Source organism: Streptomyces telluris, assembly GCF_024519335.1.
Classification (GTDB): domain Bacteria; phylum Actinomycetota; class Actinomycetes; order Streptomycetales; family Streptomycetaceae; genus Streptomyces; species Streptomyces telluris.
Genome location: NZ_JANIID010000001.1, coordinates 100,538 through 124,158 on the forward strand (window position 1 = coordinate 100,538; position 23,621 = coordinate 124,158).

The 23,621-nt window shown below is 74.3% G+C and carries 14 protein-coding genes and 1 pseudogene; 11 read left to right on the forward strand and 4 right to left on the reverse strand.

Annotation, left to right across the window (positions count from 1 at the left end):
- Positions 1-121: 121 nt before the first annotated feature.
- On the forward strand, positions 122-1,723 hold the full coding sequence (locus NQU55_RS00490; protein ID WP_168092334.1) for an alpha/beta hydrolase: 1,602 nt from the start codon (positions 122-124) through the stop codon (positions 1,721-1,723).
- Between the two features lie 48 nt (positions 1,724-1,771).
- Here NQU55_RS00490 and NQU55_RS00495 read toward each other — a convergent pair whose 3' ends face one another.
- Together NQU55_RS00495 and NQU55_RS00500 are read right to left on the reverse strand one after the other, a co-directional pair.
- Positions 1,772-2,824 (reverse strand): polyprenyl synthetase family protein, encoded by a 1,053-nt coding sequence (locus tag NQU55_RS00495; RefSeq protein ID WP_168092338.1) that lies wholly within the window; start codon positions 2,822-2,824, stop codon positions 1,772-1,774.
- Positions 2,825-2,890: 66 nt separating this feature from the next.
- Positions 2,891-3,952, reverse strand: coding sequence for a tetratricopeptide repeat protein (locus NQU55_RS00500; RefSeq protein WP_168092335.1), 1,062 nt, complete (start codon positions 3,950-3,952; stop codon positions 2,891-2,893).
- An 895-nt stretch (positions 3,953-4,847) separates the two neighbouring features.
- Here NQU55_RS00500 and NQU55_RS00505 point away from each other — a divergent pair.
- The 3 genes and pseudogenes from NQU55_RS00505 (at position 4,848) to NQU55_RS00515 (ending at position 9,152) form a co-directional block, all read left to right on the forward strand.
- Positions 4,848-6,378: pseudogene (locus NQU55_RS00505) on the forward strand (MbnB/TglH/ChrH family RiPP precursor modification enzyme).
- Positions 6,375-7,394 carry a TIGR04222 domain-containing membrane protein gene (locus NQU55_RS00510; RefSeq protein ID WP_168096227.1) on the forward strand — a complete coding sequence of 340 codons (1,020 nt, stop codon included), beginning with the start codon at positions 6,375-6,377 and terminating at the stop codon, positions 7,392-7,394. The pseudogene NQU55_RS00505 and the gene NQU55_RS00510 overlap by 4 nt, the downstream one beginning before the upstream one ends.
- Before the next feature lie 138 nt (positions 7,395-7,532).
- Positions 7,533-9,152: a phospholipase D-like domain-containing protein gene (locus tag NQU55_RS00515; RefSeq protein WP_168096226.1), complete on the forward strand. Its 1,620-nt coding sequence runs from the start codon at positions 7,533-7,535 to the stop codon at positions 9,150-9,152.
- 77 nt (positions 9,153-9,229) lie between these two features.
- Here NQU55_RS00515 and NQU55_RS00520 read toward each other — a convergent pair whose 3' ends face one another.
- Positions 9,230-10,492, reverse strand: a complete 1,263-nt coding sequence (locus NQU55_RS00520; RefSeq protein WP_256789378.1) for a serine hydrolase domain-containing protein — start codon at positions 10,490-10,492, stop codon at positions 9,230-9,232.
- 495 nt (positions 10,493-10,987) lie between these two features.
- Between NQU55_RS00520 and NQU55_RS00525 the strand changes: the two genes are divergently transcribed.
- From NQU55_RS00525 to NQU55_RS00550, 6 genes are all read left to right on the forward strand, one after another.
- The gene (locus tag NQU55_RS00525) at positions 10,988-11,791 is read left to right on the forward strand and encodes a phosphatase PAP2 family protein (protein WP_168091686.1); all 804 of its coding nucleotides are present in this window, start codon (positions 10,988-10,990) and stop codon (positions 11,789-11,791) included.
- A 148-nt stretch (positions 11,792-11,939) separates the two neighbouring features.
- Positions 11,940-13,127, forward strand: coding sequence for an acyl-CoA dehydrogenase family protein (locus NQU55_RS00530; RefSeq protein ID WP_168091685.1), 1,188 nt, complete (start codon positions 11,940-11,942; stop codon positions 13,125-13,127).
- 24 nt (positions 13,128-13,151) lie between these two features.
- Complete coding sequence (locus tag NQU55_RS00535; RefSeq protein ID WP_168091684.1) at positions 13,152-14,078, forward strand: oxygenase MpaB family protein; 927 nt, start codon at positions 13,152-13,154, stop codon at positions 14,076-14,078.
- A complete protein-coding gene (locus NQU55_RS00540; RefSeq protein WP_168091683.1) occupies positions 14,060-16,420 on the forward strand; it encodes a serine/threonine-protein kinase in 2,361 nt (786 codons plus the stop codon). Before NQU55_RS00535 ends, NQU55_RS00540 begins: the two co-directional genes overlap by 19 nt.
- A gap of 93 nt (positions 16,421-16,513) precedes the next feature.
- Positions 16,514-17,680 (forward strand): NAD(P)H-dependent flavin oxidoreductase, encoded by a 1,167-nt coding sequence (locus NQU55_RS00545; RefSeq protein ID WP_168091682.1) that lies wholly within the window; start codon positions 16,514-16,516, stop codon positions 17,678-17,680.
- 125 nt (positions 17,681-17,805) lie between these two features.
- Positions 17,806-19,359 (forward strand): acyl-CoA synthetase, encoded by a 1,554-nt coding sequence (locus tag NQU55_RS00550; protein WP_168091681.1) that lies wholly within the window; start codon positions 17,806-17,808, stop codon positions 19,357-19,359.
- 34 nt (positions 19,360-19,393) lie between these two features.
- On the opposite strand, the gene NQU55_RS00555 is transcribed toward NQU55_RS00550, so the two are convergent.
- A complete protein-coding gene (locus tag NQU55_RS00555; protein ID WP_240976183.1) occupies positions 19,394-21,811 on the reverse strand; it encodes a penicillin acylase family protein in 2,418 nt (805 codons plus the stop codon).
- Between the two features lie 206 nt (positions 21,812-22,017).
- Here NQU55_RS00555 and NQU55_RS00560 point away from each other — a divergent pair, with 206 nt between their 5' ends.
- The gene (locus NQU55_RS00560) at positions 22,018-23,541 is read left to right on the forward strand and encodes a fatty acyl-CoA synthetase (RefSeq protein ID WP_168091679.1); all 1,524 of its coding nucleotides are present in this window, start codon (positions 22,018-22,020) and stop codon (positions 23,539-23,541) included.
- The last annotated feature ends 80 nt before the right edge of the window (positions 23,542-23,621 follow it).

Consider the following 23,621-nt stretch of genomic DNA (forward strand, 5'->3'; position numbering starts at 1 on the left):
CGCACACACCCGGCGGACCCGGGGGTGGTACCAGTGCCACCCCCGGAACGGATACCAGGGGGGTCGATCGCGGCCGCCCCGCCCGGGAGCATCGAACCGTCACCACGCACCAGGAGGTTCGATGTTCGAGCTCAGGAAATCACGGCGGACCGTACCGGCGGTCTCCGCACTCTCCGCCGTGTCGGCCGCACTCGCCGCGGTGGTCGCGACCGCGGTGCTCCCGGCGGGAGCAGCCGCCGCGCAGCAGGGCGCGCCCGCGCAGCCGCGCCAGTCCGCGGCCGTGACCGTGCCCGAGCGGTACACCTCGCAGAAGCTCGCATGGCAGCCCTGCCCCGAGCTGACCGCCATGGAGTGCGCGGAGATGACCGTCCCGCGCGACTGGCACGCCCCGGACGCCGGCAAGGACCTCACGATCGCCGTGTCCCGCGTGCGGGCGAGCGACCCCGCCCACCGGCGCGGGGTGCTGATGATGGCCGCGGGAGGCCCCGGCGGCAAGGGGCTGCTGCGTCCGGCCGGCGTCGCCCGGAAGGCGCCCGCCATCGGCGCCGTCCACGACATCGTCAGCTTCGACCAGCGCGGCGTCGGCCGGAGCACACCGCTGCAGTGCCAGACCCAGGACGAGCTCGACGCCTTCTTCGCGGGCGACTTCCGCGACCGCTCGCCCGCCGCCGTGCAGCGCGTCGTGGACAACTCCCGCAAGCTCGCCGACGCCTGCCGCGACAAGCACGGCGACCTCCTCCCGTACATCACCACCGAACAGACCGTGCGCGACATGGACCTCTTCCGGGCCCTGCTCGGCGAACGGAAGATCTCCTACTACGGGGCCTCCTACGCGACCATGGTCGGCGCGTACTACGCCACGCTCTTCCCGCAGCGCGTCGAACGCGCCGTCCTGGACAGCAACATAGCCTTCGGCGGCACCTGGGAGGACTTCGAGAAGGGCCAGCCGGAGAGCTTCCAGCGCCGCTTCGAGCAGGACTTCCTGCCCTGGCTCGCGAAGAACGACGCCACCTACCACTACGGCCGCACCGCGGCCGAGGCGAAGGCCACCTGGGAGCGGCGCCGCAGCGCGCTGCGCGACAGCCCGCTCAGCCCGGGCGAGGGCAAGGGCAGGTCGCTCGACCCCAACCGCTTCGACAGCGGCACCATCCAGGCGATCTACGACTCACAGGAGGGCTTCCCGGCCCTCGCGACGGCCCTCGCCGCCCTGGAGCACTGGGACACGGCGGCCCCCGCCGAGCGGAAGCTCGTCGACACCGTCTTCGGCTCCTACCTCACCACCAACTTCTTCGCCGAGTTCCTCTCCGTGACCTGCGCCGACACCCCGTGGAACCGCGACACCGGCTCCTGGGTCCGGCGCAGCGCCGAGGACACCGCCAAGTACCCCCTGATGGGTGCCCGTGAGCTCGCCTTCGCCTCCGCGTGCGCCGCGTGGCCCGCCTCCCCGGCCCCGCGCGTCAAGGTCACCGGCAAGGGCCTGCCGCCCGTCCTGATGCTCAACTCCCGGCACGACCCGGCCACGTACTACGAGGCTGCCCAGCGCGCCCACCGGGACCTGCGCGGCTCGCGCCTGGTGACGGCCACCGGCGGCGACCACGGCGTCTACCTGGGCGGCAGCGCCTGCACCGACGGCATCGTGAACAAGTACCTCCTTTCCGGAGAGCTGCCCGCCCGGGACGTCACCTGCGAGGACGCGCCGCTGCCGGCGCCGGCGGCGAAGTAGCCGGCAGCGGGACCGCCCGCCGCGACCGCGACCGCGGCAGAGTCAGCGCTACAGCTGCCGCTGCAGCAAATGCGCGGAGAGCGCGACGAGTTCACCGACAGCGCCTTCCGCGAGACCGGAGCCGTGCAGGCAGTCGTGGGCGGCCGCCGCATGGCGGTGCGCCTCCTCCAGGGCGAACTCCCGGCCCCCGGCGGCCTCGACCAGGCCGGCCGCGCGGTCCGCGGCCGCGGCGTCCGGGGGCGTGTCCGGGCCCAGCAGCCGGGCCAGCTCGCGGGCGGTCGCCCCGTCGTCCAGGGCGACGGCCGCCAGCACCGGCAGGGTCTTCTTCCGCCGCAGCAGGTCGCCGTGGACCGGCTTGCCCGTCGTCTGCGGGTCGCCCCAGATCCCCAGCAGGTCGTCCACGATCTGGAACGCCGTGCCGAGCCGCCGCCCGGCCTCGGCGAGGGCACCCGTCTGCAGGGGCGCAGCGCCCGCCAGCACCGGCCCCAGGGACAGGGCGCAGCCGAGCAGGGCACCGGTCTTGCGGGCCGCCATCGCCTCGTACTCAGGTATGCCGACCGCCCCCCGCCCCGTCCACGGACGGTTCTCGAACAGCAGGTCGTCGGCCTGCCCGCGCACCAGCTCGCCCAGGCAGTCGGCCAGGTGTGCCACCGCCCGGCCGGCGTGCTCGCCCCCGGCCTCCGCGACCGTCCGCACGGCCAGCGCGAACAGGGCGTCGCCCGTCAGGACGGCCGGCCCGGTGCCGTACGCCTTCCACGTCGCGGGCCGGTGCCGCCGCCGCTCGTCGCCGTCCATGATGTCGTCGTGCACCAGCGAGAAGGTGTGCACCAGCTCCACGGCCACCGCGGCCTGCACCGCGGTCCCGAGGGGAGCGCCCACCGCCTCCGCGCCGAGCAGGGCGAACGCCTGGCGGACTCCCTTGCCGCCGGGGGAGGGGCTCGGCGTGCCGTCGGCCTCGCACCAGCCGAAGGAGAAGGCCGCCATGCGGGCCGGCAGCGGGTGCAGCGTCGCCACGGCGGCTCTGAGCGCGGGCTCGGCCAGCGCCCGTGCGCGGGCGAGCGTCTGGGGAGCGGGGATCCGGAGTGCGGTCTGCGTGGGCATGGGGCCGGCCTGCGTGGGCATGGGCTTTCTCTCTCCTGTCGTGGGCTGCCGCGGAAGGACGTGCTGTCAGGCGGCCGGACGTGCCGCCGGGGCCGCCGCCGGCTCCGCCGCAATCCCCAGCTCGGCGCGCGCCGCCTCGACCATCCGCCGGGCGTGGAGCAGGCCGATCCGGCCGAGCGTACGGTGCAGGTCGTCCAGCTCGGCGGACGTCTCGGCGCGGTCGTGCCCCAGCCGGGCCCGGCTCTTGACCAGCCCGAGCCGGGCCAGGGCCGCACCCCGCGGCTCCGCCATCTCCCGGAACTCCTCCAGCGCGCCGCGGTAGCACGCCTCGGCCTCCGCGTAACGGCCCGCCCGGAACAGGACGTTGCCGCGCATCTTGTGGTTGTAGGCCAGAGCGCTGACGAGCTTCATCCGCCGGCACGTCGCCTCGGCCTGCGACAGCAGCGCGAGCGCCCGCTCGGTCTCCCCCCGCAGGGACAGCACGTCGGCGATCCCGCGCAGCGCCCACGCGTGACCGCGGGCGTCGTCCGCCCGGCCCGATATCTCCGCCGCCTCCTCGAACATGGCCAACGCGGTGTCGTACGCACCCGAGTTGCGGTGCATCTGCGCGATGCCCTCCAGCGCCCACACGGTGTGCCGGGCCTCTCCGCGGCGCCGCGCCTCGGCCAGCAGCTTCTCGTGCAGTTCGCCGACGGCCTGGTAGTCGCCCTGGATGCGGCCGGTCTCGGCGAGGCCCGCCAGGGAGTAGCCGCGGGCCACGATGTCGTCGCCCCGCTCGGCGAGTTCGGCGGCGATGGCGAGCCAGCGCCGGGCCAGGGCGAGGGCTCCGCGCTGCCGGGCGAGCGTGCCGCCGCTCCACACGGCCCAGGCCATCGCCCCCAGGTCCGCCGCCTGCCGCGCGGCCCGGTAGCTCGCCTTCCACGCGCGCTCGGCGTCCTCCACCCGGCCGAGTCGCCGGCTCGCCTCCGCGACGGCCAGCTCGGCGTGCGCCATGTCGAGTGAGGAGCCGTCCAGTTGGGCGCGCTGCCGTTGCCCGACCGCCTTGGCCAGCACTTCCTCGAGCGAGGCGTTCACAGAGAGGTCTTCCAGGGAGCCCCGGTACTCGGGGGCGAATGCCTTGCCGTACATGGTTCAGCCTCACTTCGTGATCACTCGGGGAGGGCAGGGGGCGCCCAACCGTTGATCAAGAAGCTATGGCCTCGAACCACCCTGAGTAGTCAGTCCAGGAGGCGGCGTCTCGTACATCTGAAGTCCGGTGCGGACGGCACGGGTCATACGAGAGATGTACGAGCGCAGGGCGAAGCGGGGCGTGCGCGAGGGCTCACCCGGAGCCCTGACGCGCAGGCGCCGCAAGGGTGTTCATCATGGAGGTCCGGGGAGGGCGCCGGGATTCCCGTTGCCCGCGCTGCCGGCATTGCCCGCGGTGTTCCCTCCGGCCGGGCCGGCCGATCCCGGCGGGGGAGCCAGGGAGGCCTCAGGTTTCTTCGACGCCGTCGATCCGGACGTCCCGCCGTCGACCGAACCCGTCGTGCCGCTATTCGAGGCGGACGGCTTACGGCTCGGCGACCCCTTTCCCCGGCCCTGCCCGGACGACGTTCCGCCCTTTCCGCTGCCGTTTCCCCCGCTGCCCGTGGTCGTAGAGCCCTGACCGGCCGACTGTGCAGTGGCACTCGGACCCGGCTTGACGTGGTTGCCGTCGTCCACTGCCGATTTCAGACCGATAACTGCGGCCACAATGGCACCGGCGGCCCCGATGCAGGCCGCGAGGATTACTACGAAATTGCCCGGCCCATTGGCGGAACCCCGACCTCCGCCCGGGCCTCGACCGTATTGGCTCACTCGACCCCCCGAGGTGAAAACCCGAGGGCAAATGTACGCGCGAAATCCACGGGTGTGCTATGCACCGGATCGGGACGGATGCTGTTTCTCCGCCGCAGGATTTGTACAGTGTGCCGCGGGGAAAGCCCGCTGGTACAGGCGTTCGGCTCCACGGGGGAGCACGGGATGGACGGGGGGCGGGGCCATGAGTGAGCCGAGTGCGCTCAAAACGCTGGGGACGGGGATCGGCTGGCGCCCGGAGACAGCCGACGCCGTGGCGGCGGGCCCGGTCCGTGCCGACTGGGTGGAGGTCGTCGCGGAGAACATCTGCCCGGGCCACCTCCCCGCTCCGCTCCAGGAGCTGCGCGAGCGCGGCACGACGGTGATACCCCACGGGGTCTCCCTCGGCCTCGGCGGCGCCGACCGGCCGGATCTCGCCCGGCTCGCCGCGCTGGCAGAGCGCGCCGAAGCCCTCGGCTCGCCGCTCGTCTCCGAGCACATCGCCTTCGTCCGCTCCGGGGGACCGCTGACCGGCTCCCCGCGGATCGAGGCCGGCCACCTGCTGCCGGTGCCCCGCACCCGCGACGCCCTGGACGTCCTGTGCGAGAACGTCCGCATCGCGCAGGACATGCTGCCCGTCCCGCTCGCGCTGGAGAACATCGCGGCCCTCCTTCCCTGGCCCGGCGAGGAGCTGACCGAGGGGCAGTTCCTCGCCGAGCTGGTCGCCAGGACGGGGGTGCGGCTCCTGATCGACGTCGCCAACCTCCACACGAACCACGTGAACCTGGGCCACGACCCGGCGGCCGCCCTGGACGAACTTCCGCTGGAAGCCGTCGCCTACGTGCACGTGGCCGGAGGCGTCGAGCAGGGCGGGCTGTGGCACGACAGCCACGCCCACCCGGTGACCGGCCCCGTCCTCGACGTCCTCGCCGAGCTGTCGGCCCGCGTGACGCCCCTGGGCGTCCTCCTGGAGCGCGACGACGCCTTCCCCGCGCCCGAAGAACTCGCCGCGGAACTGGACCTGATCAGGGCGACGGTGGCAGGTGCCCGGCGCTCCTCCCGGCAGGACCTGCGGCGGAGGGCGGCGCACAGTGTCTGAAGCCGCACCGGAGACCACACCCGAGAGCACACCCAAGACCACACCCGAGAGCACACCCAAGACCACACCCGAGAGCACACCCAAGACCACACCCGAGAGCACACCTGAGACCGCCCCCGACGCCGCCCGGCGGCGCCTCGCGCACGCCCAGCACGCCCTGCTCTCCGCGCTCGTCGCGGACGCGCCCCCGCCGCCCGGCTTCGACCCGCAACGGCTGCGGGCGCAGCAGCAGGCACTGCTCGGCAAGCGCGCGGACGTCGTCGCGAAGGTCGCACCGGAGCTGCCCGAGATCCTCGGGGCGGACTTCCGGCGGCTCTTCCTCGCCCATGCCCGCGGGCGTCCGATGAGCGACGGCTACCGCCAGGACGCGCTCGACTTCGCCGAGGCGCTCCTCAAGGCCGGCGACGTTCGGACCGACGGTATTGGCACCGACGGCAGCCGGAGCAACGGCATCCGGGCCGGAGGCATTCGGCCCGACAGCATCCTCCCCGACCCCGGGCAACGGGAGCGCCTCGCGGCATGGACGGCCGCCCGGCACGGCGCGCGGTCCACCGCCCCCGCCCCGCTCCCGGCCCGCCTGGCGTCGGCCTGGCACATCTTGCGCTCGCGCGTGACCCGAAAGGCAACCGCCCTATGAACGCCGGCATCGTCGTCGCCTCCCTGGTGACGCTCTTCGCCCTCGTCGCCCCGTCGGCCCGGCTCGTCGTGGCCCGCCGCCGTGCCCTCGCCGATCCGCCGCCCGTTCAGGGCGAGCCGGAGCTGCTGGAGATCGCGTACCTGCTCGGCGGCCGCGGCCGCGTGGCGGACACCGTCATCGCCGGCATGTGCGACGACGGGCGGATATCCGTGAACGAGAGCGGCAAGCTCAAGGTCGAGCGGGCCCTCGCCCACAACGCCGTGGAGCGCGCCCTGCTGGGCCGCTGCGGCGCCGACTGGAGCACCTCCCTGCGCAAGGTCCGCACGTCGCTGCAGTTCGCCCCGGCCGTCGACGCCCTCGAAGGCGCCCTCGTCCGGCGCGGGATGCTCATGTCGCCCATGGTGAAGGAGAAGTGGCGGCGCGCCGCGGACGTGCAGGTGGGCGGGCTCGTCCTCGCCGGCGTCGGCGTCGTGGCGCTGGCCCTCATGCCCGGGAGCTTCGTGACGCCCTTCGTCGTCCTCGCCCTCCTCGTCGCCGGCATCGTGCTGCGCGTCCGGTGCCGGCCGGCCGGGCCGAAGGCGCGGCCCACCCCGCGCGGCAAGGACTTCATCAACCGGACGCCGGCGACCGGTCCCTGGAGCGTACGGTTCTCGGCCACGCACCCGGAGGGCGTCGCGGGCGTCGTCGCCGTGCACGGCGCCGGCGGGCCCGAGCCGGACCGGCCGTTCCTCAGCGGGCTGCGGCAGGCGGCGCTGTCGAGCACGGGCGTGGCCGGCGGACATTCCTACGCCAAGAGCACGAAGACCCCGGCTTCCCGGAAGACCTCGAAGTCCTCGTCCTCCTCCGCGTCCTCGTCGTCCCACACCAGCGGCGGGTACGGCTGCTCCGGCGCATCGAGCTGTTCCGGCCACTCCGGCCACTCCGGCCACTCCGGTCATTCGAGCTGCTCCGGCTCCAGCTGCTCCTCCTCCAGTTCGAGTTCGAGCTGCGGCGGAGGCAGCAGCTGCGGCTCCTGAACGGAACGTTCCGGGCAACTGGTAGCTTCACCCCGGTGATCATCCGCAGTGCCGGTCCCCGGCGCTGCGGATCGCCGTGCGCGTTTCGCCGCGCGGCGCGTTCCCGGTCACCTCCGCACCCCCGACCAAGGAAGCACATTGGCCCGCCTCCGGCTCCGCCGTTTAACCCGCCCCGCCGTCTCCGCAGCGGTCTCCGCCCTCGCCCTGGCCACGCTCCCCGCGGCCCCGGCGCTCGCCGACTCCTCGGCCACCCCGCACCTCGACGCCGTCGAGCAGACCCTCCGCCAGGTCTCGCCCGGTCTCGAAGGGCGCGTGTGGGAGCGCACCGCCGGCAACGCGCTGGACGCCTCCTCCGGTGACCCCGCCGACTGGCTCCTGCAGACCCCCGGCTGCTGGGGCGACGCCACCTGCGCCGAGCGCCCCGGCACGAAGCGGCTGCTCGCCAAGATGACCGAGAACATCTCCCGGGCCACGCGCACCGTCGACATATCCACCCTGGCGCCGTTCCCCGACGGGGCTTTCCAGGACGCGATCGTCGCCGGTCTGAAGAAGTCGGCCGAGAACGGCAGCAAGCTCAAGGTCCGCGTGCTGGTCGGAGCCGCGCCGGTCTACCACATGAACGTGCTGCCCTCGAAGTACCGCGACGAGCTGCGCGACAAGCTCGGCAAGGCCGCCGACAGCGTCACCCTGAACGTCGCGTCGATGACCACCTCGAAGACCGCCTTCTCCTGGAACCACTCCAAGCTCCTCGTGGTGGACGGGCAGTCGGCGATCACCGGCGGCATCAACAGCTGGAAGAACGACTACGTCGACACCACCCACCCGGTGTCCGACGTCGACCTCGCCCTGACCGGGCCCGCCGCCGGTTCCGCCGGCCGGTACCTGGACCAGCTGTGGACCTGGACCTGCGGGAACAAGAACAACATCGCGAGCGTGTGGTTCGCCGCGTCCGACGGCGCCGCCTGCATGCCCACGATGGAGAAGGACGCCAACCCCGCGGCCGCCCCGGCCACCGGGAACGTCCCGGTGATCGCCGTCGGCGGCCTCGGCGTCGGCATCCAGGACTCCGACCCCTCCTCGTCCTTCCGGCCGGACCTGCCGACGGCGCCCGACACCAAGTGCGTCGTGGGCCTGCACGACAACACCAACGCCGACCGCGACTACGACACGGCCAACCCCGAGGAGAGCGCCCTGCGCGCCCTCGTGGCCAGTGCGCGCAGCCACGTGGAGATCTCCCAGCAGGACCTCAACGCCACCTGCCCGCCGCTCCCGCGCTACGACGTCCGGCTCTACGACGCGCTCGCGGCGAAGCTGGCCGCCGGAGTGAAGGTCCGCATCGTGGTCAGCGACCCCGCCAACCGCGGCGCGGTCGGCAGCGGCGGCTACTCGCAGATCAAGTCGCTGAACGAGATCAGCGACGTCCTGCGCAACCGCCTCGCGCTGCTCACCGGCGGTCAGCAGGGCGCGAGGACGGCCATGTGCGGCAACCTGCAGCTGGCCACCGCCCGTAGCTCGGACAGCGCCAAGTGGGCCGACGGCAAGCCGTACGCGCAGCACCACAAGCTGGTGTCCGTGGACGGTTCCGCCTTCTACATCGGTTCGAAGAACCTCTACCCGTCCTGGCTGCAGGACTTCGGGTACATGGTGGAGAGCCCGGAGGCCGCCCAGCAGCTCGACGCGAAGCTGCTGGCCCCGCAGTGGAAGTACTCGCAGGCCACGGCGACCTTCGACTACGCCCGCGGGATCTGCCAGGGCTGATCCCCGGCGCTCCCGTGCGGACCTGCGGCCCGCGGCTGGTGACAGCCGCGGGCCGCAGGCGTATGCGAGCAGGACCGTCAGCGCAGCGCCATCAGGGTCGTCGTCCTCTGCTGCCCGGCGACGCCGGACCGCCCCGACGGGGCCTTGCCGCAGTACTCGGCCTCGACCAGCGCGCCGAGGTCGCCCGTCCAGTCGCCGTTGAAGTTGAACGCGGCGGTGTGCCGGCCGTCGGTGCTCGCGCCGGCGATCGTGGTGGAGCCGTGGACGCCGCCGGTGTGCATCCAGATGTTCGTGCCGCACGACAGGCGGACCGAGGCGACCCCGAGGCCGTAGCCGACGCCCGGCATCTGATCGTCGGCGGGCACCGTGGTGAGCAGCTCCCGCTGCTGGGCCTCCGGCAGCAGCTTTCCGCCGATGAGGGCGCCGTAGAAGCGGTTGAGGTCGCCGGCGGTGGAGATGATCTCGCCGGCGGCGCCGCCCCACGACGGGTTGAGCTCGGTGACGTCGTAGATCTTCGGGTCGGGGGAGGGCTCGGCCAGGAGCGTGCTGTAGGCCCGGCCGTGCGGCCCGGGCAGTTCGGGCGCCGTGCCGGGGAGCGTGGTGGCGGTGAGCCCCAGGGGCCGGACGATGCGCCGCTTGATCTCGGTGGCGTACGAGCGGCCCGTCACCTTCTCGACGATCATGCCGGCGAGGACGTAGTTGGTGTTGGAGTACCGCCAGCCCTTGCCCGGCTGGAAGTACGGTGCGTGCGCCATCGCGGTCTTCACGAGCTCTTCCGGCGTGTGGTCGTCGAAGCGGTGCTCGAGGAAGTCGGGGCCGAGCAGCTTTCGGAAGGCCGGATCGTCGGTGTAGTTGTAGATCCCGCTGGTGTGGTTGAGCAGCTGCCGGACGGTGATCCCCCGGCCGTCGTGCCCGTTGCCCCGGACGACGCCCGGCAGCCATCGCCCGACGCGGTCGTCCAGGCCGATCCGGCCCTCCGCCTCCAGCTGGAGCAGGACGACGGAGGTGAAGACCTTGCTGACGCTGGCGATGCGGAAGCGGTCCTGGGAGAGCCGGGGCCGCTGGGTGGTGCGGTCGGCGATGCCGGCGGAGCCCCGCCAGGTGCCGTGGTCGTCCCGGGCCTGCCCCAGGACGCCGGGTATGCCGGCGGCGACCTGGGCCTCCATGGCGCTGCGGGTGGCGGCGTGCCGGTCGTGGCCGGCGGCGGCCTCCCGGCCGCCTGCGGCCGTCGTGCCGGCGGCCTCGGCCGCGGCGGGGGCGGTGAGGGCCGCCGCGGCCATCGCGGCGGCGGCCAGTGCCCCCGCCAGGGCTCTATGGACGGTGCGGGTGCGTACGTTCATGGCAGGTAGCCCCTCTGCTCCGGCGTGTGTGCTGACGCCCGGGAGGACACCGTCAAGTCGCGTGAGGTTGAAGGTCCTTGCGGGCCGGGAGCGGGATCCGGCCAGCGGAATGCGGCGTTCGCGGCGTGAGACACCGCACAAAACCCCTCGTCCGGGAACCGCCGGACGCCCCGGGGCGTCAAGGGGCGCCGTCCCGGCCCCGGCCGCTCCGTCCACGATCGGCTGAATCGCCGCCCGCACCCCCGCCCCCGGGCCCGGCCGGGTGGTCACCGTCGGATATAAATCCCTCACGCAGGGTGCGCCGCCGGTGGTGGGCGGCCCGGGGCGCGCGGTCGCGGGCGGCGTCGGGGGCGGGCGTCCCCGAAGGGTGCGCGTGCGGCGCGTGTAGCTTTGCCGTACAGCCGTGCCGTTGTCACCCCTGCGGCAGGCATTCGTCACCTTCGCGTGTACTGCCGTGCCGGTACCGCCCTACCGATTACAAAGGACGCCCCACCCATGCCGTACGTGCGCCACTGGTTGCGCAACTCGGTCCTGCTGTTCGCCGTCGCGATCGCGCTGGGCCTGGTAGCCGTGCACACCGATCTCATCCAGCCGCACGACCTGAAGCTGGACCGCACGGTCCAGACCACCTTCCGCACCGAGTGGCTGAACGTGGTCATGGAGGGGGTCAGCGCCCTCGCGTCCCCGGTCGCCGGCCTGCTGATCCTGGCGGTCTGGTGCGGCTGGCTGCTGTTCGTGCGGCGCCGGCCGGTGACGGCGGTCGCCACCTTCCTCGTCGTCGCGGTCGGCTGGAACAGCACCCAGATCGCGAAGGCCATCGTCGCCCGGCCCCGGCCGCCGCGGGAGTTCATGCTGGACCCCGAGATCGGCTCCAACAGCTTCCCCAGCGGCCACACCGCCTTCACGGTCGCCGCGTTCATCGGCGCGTACTTCCTCTTCCGGGAGTCCCGCCACCGGCGGACCGTGGTCGTCGTCGGCGTCTTCGCCGTCCTGCTCATCGCCTTCTCCCGCTGGTACGTCGGCGCCCACTACCCGACCGACACCCTGGGATCGGTCCTGATCGCCTCGTCCGCGATCATCTTCATCACCGGCGTCTGGCACGCCTGGCTGCTGCCGCGGCTCTACCGCATCCCGCTGCTGGAGCGCTTCGGCCTGGACGAGGAGCTCGCCGAGCTGGAGGCCGCGGAGCAGCACGGCGGCCACCACGGCCACACCCGTCCCGTGCCGTCCAGCCGCCGCCGCGGTGGCGGAGGGGGCGCGCAGGCCGGCGGCCGCCACCGCCGGCACGCCGGCCGCTGACGGCCGCGGCGCCGCCGCCGCATCCCGCAGGGACCTCGCAGGGCCGACGCCCGCGAGGTCCCTGTTTTCGTCCGCCTTCCGAATTTCTGGAACAGGTTCTACGGTGTGCGCCGTCAGCGCGGCATACGGCGAGCACCCCGGAGGGACCGTGGACCTCGAATACACCCCGGAACAGCGGCGCTTCCGCGCCGAGCTGCGGGACTACTTCGCCGGGCTGGTCGCAGGCGACGCCCACGCCCGCCACGACGACCCGGCCGAGCAGAAGCGCTTCTACCGCGCCACGATCCGCCGCCTCGGCGCGGACGGCCGCCTCGGGACGGGCTGGCCCGTCGAGCACGGCGGCAGCGGCCGGACCCCGATGGAACAGTTCATCTTCTTCGACGAGGCCGCGCAGGCGGGCGTGCCGCTGCCCCTGATGGCGCTCAACACCGTCGGCCCCACCCTCATGCAGTTCGGCACGGACGAGCAGAAGGCGTACTTCCTGCCCCGGATCCTCTCCGGCGAGCTCGACTTCGCCATCGGCTACAGCGAGCCCGGCGCCGGCACCGACCTCGCCTCCCTCACGACGCGGGCCGTGCGCGACGGCGACTCCTACGTCGTCAACGGCCAGAAGATCTGGACCACCAACGGCGACACCGCCGACTGGATCTGGCTGGCCGTCCGCACCACCCCCATCACGGACGGCACACCGCCGCACAAGGGCATCACCCTCCTCCTCGTGCCGACCAGCGCCCCCGGCTACTCCTGCACCACCATCAACACCCTCGCCTCCCACAGCACCACCGCCGGCTACTACGACGACGTCCGCGTCCCCGTCCGCAACCGCGTCGGCGAGGAGAACGGGGGCTGGCGGCTGATCACCACCCAGCTCAACCACGAGCGCGTCACCCTCGCCGCCCACGGCACCACGGCCGCCGGCGCCCTGCGCGACGTACGGCGCTGGGCCGCCGCCACCAAGCTCGCCGACGGCCGCCGCGTCATCGACCTCGGCTGGGTCCGCGCCCGGCTCGCCCGCACCCACCTGCGCCTGGAGGCGATGAAGCTGCTCAACTGGCAGATGGTCGACGCCCTGCAGCGCTCGGCGCTCACCCCGCAGGACGCCTCCGCCGTCAAGGTCTACGGCTCCGAGACCCGCCGCGACGCGTACGCCTGGCTCATGGAGGTCCTCGCCGCGGCGGGCCCCCTCAAGGAAGGATCCGCCGGCGCCGCCCTCCACGGCGAACTCGAACGCGGCTACCGCGCCGCCGTCGTCTTCACCTTCGGCGGCGGCAACAACGAGATCCAGCGGGAGATCATCTCCTGGATCGGCCTGGGGATGCCGCGCGTGCGCCGCTAACCTGACGACGACAGGAGGTGCCCCATGCCGCACGCCGACCCCGGGCTCTTCGGACCCGCATCGGTCACCTGGCAGCTGCACGGCGACCCCATGATGTGGATCGCCGGGGTGCGCGCCCTGTGGCTCCAGGCGCTGCACCCGCGCGCGGTCCGCGGCGTCACGCAGAACTCCGACTTCCGCAAGGACGCCTGGGGCCGCCTGCTGCGCACCGCGAACTTCGTGGGCACCACCACGTACGGCACCACCGAGGCCGCCGAGCGCGCGGGAGCGGCCGTCCGCGGCATCCACCGCCGCCTGTCCGCCACCGACCCGGACACCGGCGAGCGCTATCCCGTGGACGACCCCGGCCTGCTCCTGTGGGTGCACTGCGCCGAGGTCGACTCCTACCTCCACGTCGTCCGCCGCTCCGGCATCGCGCTCAGCGACGCCCAGGCCGACGCCTACTACGCCGAACACCGGCAGTCCGCCCGGCTCGTCGGCCTCGACCCCGCCGAGGTGCCCGGCACGGCCGGGCGGATGGCCGCCTACTTCGAGAAGGTGCGGCCCGAGCTCGCCCTGACCCCGGAGGCCCGCGGGGTCGACGCCTTCCTGCGCCGCCCGCCCGTCCCCCTTCCGGTGGTTCCGGTGCGCGAGCTCCTCTGGGGGCGGGCGGCCTCCCTCGCGTACGCCGCGCTGCCCCCCTACGCCCACGAGCTGTACGGGCGGCAGGCCCCGCCCCCGCACGTCGTCACCCGCCGCCTGCGCGCCGCCGGTGCCGCCCTGCGCACGATCCCCGCGGGCCTCCGCTGGCAGCTGCCGCCCAAGCACATCCTCCGCGCCGTCGCCAGACTCGGGCCCGGTAGCCGTCCCTCCTCCTACAACCTGCACAGACGGGCCGCCATACTGGACGGGCCGGGGGAAGCGCGGGGCATCGACGGGGGCGGCGGCGCGGGATGGCGGAATCCAGGCTGATCCAAGGGCGGTACCGCCTGCTCGAACGCATCGGGCGGGGCGGGATGGGCGAAGTGTGGCGGGCGCTCGACGAGTCGCTCGGCCGGCAGGTCGCCGTCAAGTGCCTCAAACCCATGGGGCCCCGGCACGAGCCGTCGTACCTGCGGGTGCTGCGCGAGCGCTTCCGCCGCGAGGCGCGCGTCGCGGCCGCGCTGCAGCACCGCGGCATCACCGTCATCCACGACTTCGGCGAGTGCGAGGGCGTGCTGTACCTGGTCATGGAGCTCCTCGACGGCCGCAACCTCAGCGAGCTCCTGGAGGACACCGGCGGCCTGCCGCTCGTCCTCCCCGACATCCTGGAGATCGCGGAGCAGGTCGCCGCCTCCCTCGCCTACACCCACCGCCAGGGCGTCGTGCACCGGGACCTCAAACCGGCCAACATCATGCGGCTGGCCGACGGGACGGTGAAGATCTGCGACTTCGGCATCGCCCGGCTGGGCGATTCCCTCTCTTACTCGTCCTCCTTCTCCTCCCGCCTGACCGGCACCGGCATCGCCATGGGCACCCCGCACTACATGTCGCCCGAGCAGATCGGCGGCGGCCCGGTCGACCACCGCAGCGACCTGTACTCCCTGGGGTGCGTGCTGTACGAGATCGCCACCGGCGCCCCGCCGTTCGGCATGGACGACGCCTGGGCCGTGCTCGTCGGCCACCGGGACACCGCGCCCGTGCCGCCGCGCACCCACCGCCCCGACCTGCCGGAGGCCTTCGAGCGGATCGTCCTCGACCTGCTCGCCAAGGACCCCGACGACCGCCCTCCCGACGCCGCCGAACTCCACGGGCGCCTGCTCGTCCTGGAGCCGCCGGACCGCCTCGCCCGCCTGGCGACCGCGCACCGGACGGCGCCCGGGCGCCGCCCGCGCCCCGTCGTGCGGTCGGCCGTGCGGCTGCCCGAGCCGCGGCTGCCCGGCTGGGCCAGGAACATGACCACGGGCTCCAAGGCGACCGGCCCCGGCCCGCGGACGGCGCCGCCGCCGGACCCGGCGGCGGCGCTCACGGGCGCGTGGACGGCGGGTCCGGCGGAGCCCGTGGGGCCGGTGAGGCCTGCGGCGGGGCTGCCGGAGCCCGCCCGGCGCGCCGTGCCAGGGCCGGCCGTGCCCGCCGGAGGCGCGCCCGCCGTCGCGGAGGCGTTCGCCCCGCCCGCGCCGGAGGCCCTCGCCGCGCTCGTGGCCCGTCATCAGGAGGGGCTGCGGCTGGGCCGGCTGGGCCGCTGGGAGGAGGCCGGCCGCGCGCACGCGGCCGTCGCCGCCGACCGCGAGCGCCTCCAGGGCCCCGACCACCCCGACACCCTCACCAGCCGCTACGAGGCCGCCTTCGCCCTGAGCATGCAGGGGCGGCCCGCCGAGGCGCTGCGCGAGTACGCCCGCGCCGCGTCCGGGCGCGAGCGCGTCCTGGGGGCCGACCACCCCGCGACGCTCGCCGCGCGCCAGGAGACGGCGTACGTCCTCGGGCAGCTCGGCCGGCACTTCGAGGCCCACGACGTGTACGCCGCCGTGCTGGCCGCGCGCGAGCGGACCGTGGGCAGCGACCACCCCGACACCCTGCGCTGCCGCCACAACCTGGCCTTCAACCTGGGCCGCCTGGGCCGGCCGGAGGAGTCGTACCGCATGGCGTGCGAGGTCGCGGTCACCCGCTCGCGGGTCCTCGGCCCCGCCCACCCGGACACGCTCGTCAGCCGCTACGAGGTCGGCTACGCCCTCGGCCAGCTGGGCCGCTGGACCGAGGCGCTGCAGACGTACCGCGAAGTGGCCGTCGCCCGGCAGCGGGTGCTGGGGCCCGGCCACCCCGACACGCTCGCCGCCCGCTACGAGACCGGCATCTGCCTGGGCCGCCTCCAGCGCAGCGCGGAGGCCCTGGGGCTGTTCCGCGATCTGGTCGACGAGCGCACCCGGGCCCAGGGGGCCGAGGACCCCGACACCCTGCGCGCCCGGCACTGCCTGGGCGTCAACCTCGGCCGCCTCGGCCGCTGGGAGGAGGCCCTGGCCGAGGCCCGCGACGTCGGCGCGGTCCGCGAGCGCGTGCTGGGCGCCGACCACCCCGAGACGCTGGTGAGCCGGCGCGAGATCGCGGTCGGGCTCGGCTGGCTGGGCCGCTGGACCGAGGCCCTCGCCGTCTACCGCGAGGTCGCGCAGGCCCGGCAGCGGGTGCTGGGCGCCGACCACCCGGACGCCCTCACCAGCCGCAACGACGAGGCGCACTGCCTCGAACAGCTGGGCCGCTCCACCGAGGCGGTGGAGCTCTACCGCCAGGTCGCGGCGGTCCGGCGGGTCGGGCAGACGCGGGGCCGGCCGCTGCACCGGTAGCCGGCTCCCGCCTCGTACCCGGTGGCCCAGTCTGCTGACGACGCGTCAGAAAACCTCTTCCCTCGCCCGGCCTCCTGCGGCATCCTGCCGCCCATGCAGACCGAGCTGAGCCAGCGGCTGGGCATCGAGCACGCCGTCTTCGGCTTCACGCCCTTCCCCGCGGTCGCCGCGGCGATCTCCCGGGCCGGAGGGCTCGGCGTCCTCGGCGCCGTCCGCTACACCGACCCCGGAGCGCTCGCCCGGGACCTCGACTGGATGGACGCGCACACCGGCGGCAGGCCGTACGGGCTCGACGTCGTCATGCCCGCCGGACGGGCCGAAGGGGTCACCGAGGCCGACGTCGAAGCGATGATCCCGGACGGGCACCGCAGCTTCGTCCGGGACCTCCTCGCCCGGCACGGCGTCCCCGAACTCGCCGCCGGGGACCGGCGGGGCTGGCGCATCACCGGCTGGCTGGAGGACGTCGCCCGCGCCCAGCTCGACGCCGCCTTCGACCACCCGCTCGCCCTGCTCGCCAACGCCCTCGGACCGCCTCCCGCCGACGTCGTGCAGCGCGCCCACGCCCACGGCACCCTCGTCGCCGCGCTCGCCGGCAGCGCCCGGCACGCCACCCGGCACGCCGACGCCGGCATCGACGTCGTCGTCGCCCAGGGCTACGAGGCCGGCGGCCACACCGGCGAGATCGCCACCATGGTCCTCACCCCCGAGATCGTCCGCGCCGTCGGCCCGCTGCCCGTCCTGGCCGCCGGGGGCATCGGCTCCGGCGAGCAGATCGCCGCCGGGCTCGCCCTCGGCGCGCAGGGCGTGTGGATCGGCTCCCTCTGGCTCACCACCGAGGAGGCCGACCTGGGCTCGCAGGCCCTGACCGCCAAGCTCCTCGCCGCGGGCTCCGGCGACACCGTGCGCTCCCGCGCCCTGTCCGGCAAGCCCGCCCGCCAGCTGCGCACGGCCTGGACCGAGGCATGGGACGACCCGTCCGGCCCCGGCCCCCTCCCCATGCCCCTGCAGGGCCTCCTCGTCGCCGAGGCCCTGACCCGCATCCAGAAGTACGAGGCCGCCCCGCTGCTGGGCACGCCGGTCGGCCAGATCGTGGGCAGCATGAACAGCCGCCGCGGCGTACAGGCCGTCTTCGACGACCTGACGAGGGGCTTCGACCGGGCCGTCGCGCGGCTCGACCGCATCGCGGCGAGGACGGGTGCCCCTGCGGCGGCGGGTGCCCCCGTGGGGCGGGCAGGACCGGCCGCTGACTCACCGGACTGACCGCCCGGGTCACGTAGGCCGTTCCGGCCGTTCCGGCCGTCCACGCCGCGCGTCCGGCCCGGCCGCGTACGCCCCCCGCCGTGCACCCCGTCCGTGCCGTCCACCTCCGACCCGAAGGAGGCCCCATGCCACCCCAACCGCCCAACGGGTTCTGGGCCCAGGCCGCCGCCGACCCCGACCGCGTCGTCCTGGTCGACCCGGCCGACGGCACGTGGACCGCCGGACGCCTGCACGGCGCCGCCAACCGCCTCGTCCACGGGCTGCGCGCCGCGGGACTCCGCAGCGGCGACGCCTTCGCCGTCGTCCTGCCCAACGGCGCCGAGCTCCTCACCGCCCACCTCGCCGCCACCCAGGCCGGTCTCTACCTGGTGCCGGTCAACCACCACCTCGTCGGGCCGGAAATCGCCTGGATCGTCGCCGACAGTGAGGCCAAGGTCCTCATCGCCCACGAGCGGTTCGCCGCCACGGCCACGGCGGCCGCCGACGAGGCCGCGCTGCCCGCCGCACGGCGCTACGCCGTCGGGGACATCGCCGGCTTCCGCCCGTACTCCGCCCTCCTCGACCGCCGCCCGGACACCCCGCCCGCCGACCGCACCCTCGGCTGGGTCATGAACTACACCTCCGGCACGACCGGGCGGCCGCGCGGCATCCGCCGCCCGCTCACCGGCAAGCCGCCCGAGGAGGGCCACCTCGGCGGGTTCCTGGGCATCTTCGGCATCCGGCCGTTCGACGGCAACACCCACCTGGTGTGCTCGCCGCTCTACCACACGGCCGTCCTGCAGTTCGCCGCCGCGTCCCTGCACATCGGCCACCGCCTGGTGGTGATGGACAAGTGGACGCCCGAGGAGATGCTGCGCCTGATCGAGGCGCACCGGTGCACGCACACGCACATGGTCCCCACCCAGTTCCAGCGGCTGCTCGCGCTGCCGGAGGACGTCCGGGCCCGCTACGACGTCTCGTCCATGCGCCACGCCGTGCACGGCGCCGCGCCCTGCCCCGAGCACGTCAAGCGGGCGATGATCGACTGGTGGGGCGGCTGCATCGAGGAGTACTACGCGGCCAGTGAGGGCGGCGGCGCCTTCGCCACCGCCGAGGACTGGCTGAAGAAGCCCGGCACCGTCGGCAGGGCGTGGCCCATCAGCGAGCTCGCCGTCTTCGACGACGACGGCAACCGCCTCCCGGCCGGCCGGCTCGGCACCGTCTACATGAAGATGACCACCGGCGGCTTCGCGTACCACAAGGACGCCGGCAAGACCCGCGACAGCCGCATCGGCGACTTCTTCACCGTCGGCGACCTCGGCAGCCTCGACGAGGACGGCTACCTCTTCCTGCGCGACCGCAAGATCGACCTCATCATCTCCGGGGGCGTCAACATCTACCCCGCGGAGATCGAGTCCGTGCTGCTCGCCCACCCGGGCGTGGCCGACGCCGCCGTCTTCGGCGTGCCGCACGACGACTGGGGCGAGGAGGTGCGCGCGGTCGTCGAACCGGCCGAGGGGCACGCACCGGGCGCCCCGCTGGCGGCGGACATCCTCGCGCACTGCGCCGGGGCGCTGGCGGGCTACAAGCGCCCCAGGTCCGTCGAGTTCATCGCCGCCATGCCCCGCGACCCCAACGGCAAGCTCTACAAACGCCGCCTGCGGGAGCCCCACTGGAAGGGCCGGGGCCGCTCGGTGTGAGCGGCACCCGGCCCCGGTCAGCGGATGCGGGCCGTCAGCGTTCGCCCACGCGCACCACTCGCAGCTGCGGCGAGGACAGGATGTCCTTCTCGCAGAAGCGGGCCGTGACCATGCGACCGGCCGAGAACAGCCGCGTCTGGTCCGCGTAGTGCGGCGAGGTGGGGTCGGAGGACTGCCCGTACGTCAGGAGGGTGCGGGCCGCCGGGCAGGGGCCGCCGTCGAAGCCGACGGCCTGGATGTAGCTGGAGCCGTGCCGCACCTCGGTGTAGCCGCCGCGGGCGGAGTCCCACGGCGCCGACTCGATCATGTTCCAGATGCCCAGGGCGTCGGCGCCGCCCGCGATGGGGATGCGCTTGCCGTTGCGCTCGACGAACTGGTGCTCGCCCAGGGGCGCGTCCAGGGCGATGCCCGCCCCGCGCAGCTCGGCGACCGCGTCGGCGAGGGCCCGGCCGACCGCCGGGGACGCCGTGTTGAGGGTGTTCGGCGTGGTCACGGGGGAGGCGGGGGAGAAGGGCACGCGCCACAGCTCGGCCTGCGGAGCGGAGCGCACGAGCCTGCGCCAGAAGCGGTCGAAGAGGACCGCGCCCTTGCTGTCCGTACGCACCGTCCGGTCCCAGCGGGCCAGCACTCCGCAGGCCGCGGAGACGTCGACGGGCTTGCCGTCGCTGCCCGTCGCCCTGCCGTCCGGCAGCGCGGCGCAGGCCTTCGCCGCATCGGCCGCGGCCAGGGCCCCCGCGGGGGCACGGTTCGCGAACTGATGCCGCTCCAGGTCCGCCACGGTCAGCCCGCCGCGCTTTGCCATGGCGGACACGTCCTCGATCGCGCCGCGCGTGCGCAGCGAGCGGGCGGTGGAGACGTCGCCGAAGATCCTCGGGTAGCCGGTGAGCGGGCGGTCCGCATTCGGCAGCCAGGGGCTGTCGTTGGAATTTTCGGCGTACGGGGCGTCGACCAGCGCCGGCATCGCGGAGGGGCCGAAGATGCCCGGCTGGACGGCGTCGGCGTCGCGCCCGAGCGCGCAGTCGCCGCGGGAGCCGTCCAGGACGGCCAGACCCGCGGCCGGGAACGTCTGCCGGCCGAGGGCGGTCGAGCAGCGCCCGGCGAGCTCGTCGGTGACCCGGGGCAGGACCTGCGCCTGGGTGTAGAGGCTGTGGCCCCCGGAGTCCGCGGCGATCGTGTTCACCCAGGGCAGGCCCTGCGTGCGGCGCAGGGCGTCCTGGACGCCGCGCACGCTGCGGGACTTGGCCAGGGCGAGCGAGGCGTCGGTGAAGCGCAGGCTCTCGGCGTTGGGGTCGGTCAGGGCGTAGGCCTTGCCGTCGGCCCAGGGCAGGGGGAGGTCGTCGATCGAGGTGACCACCGGCCCGTAGCGCGTCCACCACTGGCTGCGGGTGACCCGTGAGGTGCTGCCGTCCTTGCCGCGGACCGGCACGGTGACCGTGCGCTCGGTCATCCGCTCGGGCTTGCCGTCCACGAGGTAGGCGTGGGCGTCACCGGGGACGGTCCTCAGCTCGTACAGGTTGGTCGGCACGCCGGTGGCCACCGTGTGGCTCCAGGCGATGCGTTCGTTGAAGCCGATCTCCACGACGGGCATGCCGAGCAGCGAGCCGCCGGAGACGTTGAGCTCGCCGGGGATGGTCTGCTGCGACTGCCAGAAGCGGCGGCCGCCCTGCCAGGGGTAGTGGGGGTTGCCGAGCAGCAGGCCGCGCCCGTTCGCGGCGGTGGAGCCCCCGAAGGCGACCGCGTTCGAGCCCATGCCGGCGTTCCTGCGCTGCTCGCCGAAGACCTTGCGGGCCGCTTCGGCGGGGTCCGCCGGCGCCTTGGCCGAACGGGGCGCCGCGCCCGGCTGTGCGGCGCCGGCGATGCCGTCGGCCGCCAGGCCCTGGCCGCCGAGGACGGTGATGGCGTAGCCGCGGCGGGCCACGTCCAGGGTGGTCACCGGCCTGACCCAGTCGGCGCCGCGGCAGGCCGGGTCGGTGGTGCGGTTCTGCGCCAGCCAGGCGTTGTACCCCGCGGCCCAGCCGCGCATCAGCTCCTTGGCCTGCTGCGTGGGCCCGGCGGGGGCGGGCGAGTCGAGGATCCTGTCGACGGTCTTCGCTTCGTTCAGCCCGCGGAAGAACAGGTCGCTGGAGAGGTTGGAGGTGGCGGACGACAGCGATCCGTCGGGCTTCGCGTCGGGGCCGAAGCGGGCCGAGCGCTCGCCGCGCAGGGTGAGGAACCCGTCGGCGAGGATGCACACCTGGTCCGCGGCCTGGGCCCAGCCGGTGCCGAAGCCGAGGTTCGCGTAGTCCTTCGCGACGATGTGCGGGACGCCGTACTCGGTGTAGCGGACGACGGCCGACAGGCCGCCTCCCTCGGCGTGCTCGGCGCGGGCGGGCGCGCCGGCGGCCGCGGCCTCGCCCGGCAGCGCGGCGGCGCAGGTCAGCACCGCCAGGCCGAGGCCGGCCAGGGCTCTCATGCGATGACGTAAGGGCAACGTGGCTCCCATGGGTACGGAGGGACGAGAAGTCGCCTGCGGGGGATAGGACGCCTGCGCGGGGCGGGGAGTTGATCCCGGACGCGACCCGCCCGCCGCCCCTTCACGATCGAGCGCCCGTGCCCGTACCCGCCCGCTCGCCGTCGCGCCCCCTTGACCGCGGTGCGCGCGGGACCCAGGATCCGGGCATGACGGGAGTCCGGGACAGCACGGTGGACGGCATGCTGCGGCGCACGGCCCGGCGGGTGCCGGAGCGGACGGCGCTGCGGTACGGGGAGCGCGCCTGGACGTACCGCGAGCTGGACGAGGCCGTGACGGGCGCCGCCGCAGCCCTGCGCGACGGCGGGCTGCGCGACGGCGATCGCGTCGCCGCCTACGGCCACAACTCCGACGCCTATCTGATCGGCTTCCTGGCCTGCGCCCGCGCCGGTCTCGTGCACGTCCCCGTCAACCACCACCTCACCGGCGGCGAACTGGGCTACATCCTGGAGCAGTCGGGCAGCGCGCTGGTGCTCACCGACCCGCACCTGGCCCACCGGCTGCCCGCTTCCGTCCCCGCCCTGCCGCTGCGCGACGCCACGGGATCCCTGCTGGAACGCGCGGCGCAGCACCGGCGCCCGGGCGTCGCGACCCTGACCGCCGGCGGCCCGGAGCAGGGCGATCTCGTGCAGCTGCTCTACACCTCCGGCACCACCGCGCAGCCCAAGGGCGCGATGATGACGCACGGCGCGCTCGTGCACGCCTACCTGAGCGCGATCACCGCCCTGGACCTCAGGGAGACCGACCGGCCGCTGCACGCCCTCCCGCTCTACCACTCGGCGCAGATGCACGTGTTCCTGCTGCCCTTCCTGGCGGTGGGCGCGGAGAACACCCTCATCGACGCGCCGGACCCGAACCACGTCCTCGAAATGGTGGAGGCCGGGCGGGCCGACAGCTTCTTCGCCCCGCCGACGGTGTGGATCGCCCTCGCGGGCCACCCCGGTTTCGCCTCCCGGGACCTGTCGGCGCTGCGCAAGGCGTACTACGGCGCCTCCGTCATGCCCGTGCCGGTCCTGGAGCGCCTGCGCACGCGCCTGCCCCGCCTCGCGTTCTACAACTGCTTCGGGCAGAGCGAGATCGGGCCGCTGGCCACCGTGCTGCGCCCCGAGGAGCACGGGGGGCGGATGGACTCCTGCGGCCGCCCGGTCCTGTTCGTCGAAGCACGCGTCGTGGACGGGAGGGGTGCCGACGTGCCCGACGGCACGCCCGGCGAGGTCGTCTACCGCTCCCCGCAGCTGTGCCAGGGCTACTGGGGCAAGCCCGAGGAGACCGAGGAGGCCTTCCGGGACGGCTGGTTCCACTCCGGCGACATGGCCGTCCGGGACGCCGAGGGCTACCTCACCGTCGTGGACCGGCTGAAGGATGTCATCAACTCCGGTGGCGTGCTGGTCGCCTCCCGCCAGGTCGAGGACGTGCTCTACGGTCACCCGGCCGTCTCCGAGGCCGCCGTCATCGGCCTGCCCGACCCCCGCTGGATCGAGGCGGTCACCGCCGTGGTCGTCTCGCGCGGCGGCGTGACCGAGGAGGAGCTGACGGCGTACGCCCGGGAGCGGCTCGCCTCCTTCAAGGCGCCCAAGCGCGTCCTCTTCGTGGACGAGCTGCCGCGCAACGCCTCCGGCAAGGTGCTGAAACGGGAGCTCCGGGAGCGGTTCGCCACTGTGCCGCGCGGTTGACCAGGACGGCCTCGGCGGACCTCGCCGCGGCCGCGCCGGGCCGCCGGCACACGGCAGCCGGGGGAGCGCCGGGACGCCGC

Excerpts from the sequence above, each read along its gene's own strand:
- NQU55_RS00490 (WP_168092334.1), top strand. The coding sequence starts at position 122 with ATGTTCGAGCTCAGGAAATCACGGCGGACCGTACCGGCGGTCTCCGCA.
- NQU55_RS00495 (WP_168092338.1), bottom strand. The coding sequence starts at position 2,824 with ATGCCCACGCAGACCGCACTCCGGATCCCCGCTCCCCAGACGCTCGCC.
- NQU55_RS00500 (WP_168092335.1), bottom strand. The coding sequence starts at position 3,952 with ATGTACGGCAAGGCATTCGCCCCCGAGTACCGGGGCTCCCTGGAAGAC.
- NQU55_RS00510 (WP_168096227.1), top strand. The coding sequence starts at position 6,375 with ATGAACGCCGGCATCGTCGTCGCCTCCCTGGTGACGCTCTTCGCCCTC.
- NQU55_RS00520 (WP_256789378.1), bottom strand. The coding sequence starts at position 10,492 with ATGAACGTACGCACCCGCACCGTCCATAGAGCCCTGGCGGGGGCACTG.
- NQU55_RS00525 (WP_168091686.1), top strand. The coding sequence starts at position 10,988 with ATGCCGTACGTGCGCCACTGGTTGCGCAACTCGGTCCTGCTGTTCGCC.
- NQU55_RS00535 (WP_168091684.1), top strand. The coding sequence starts at position 13,152 with ATGCCGCACGCCGACCCCGGGCTCTTCGGACCCGCATCGGTCACCTGG.
- NQU55_RS00540 (WP_168091683.1), top strand. The coding sequence starts at position 14,060 with ATGGCGGAATCCAGGCTGATCCAAGGGCGGTACCGCCTGCTCGAACGC.
- NQU55_RS00545 (WP_168091682.1), top strand. The coding sequence starts at position 16,514 with ATGCAGACCGAGCTGAGCCAGCGGCTGGGCATCGAGCACGCCGTCTTC.
- NQU55_RS00550 (WP_168091681.1), top strand. The coding sequence starts at position 17,806 with ATGCCACCCCAACCGCCCAACGGGTTCTGGGCCCAGGCCGCCGCCGAC.
- NQU55_RS00555 (WP_240976183.1), bottom strand. The coding sequence starts at position 21,811 with ATGAGAGCCCTGGCCGGCCTCGGCCTGGCGGTGCTGACCTGCGCCGCC.
- NQU55_RS00560 (WP_168091679.1), top strand. The coding sequence starts at position 22,018 with ATGACGGGAGTCCGGGACAGCACGGTGGACGGCATGCTGCGGCGCACG.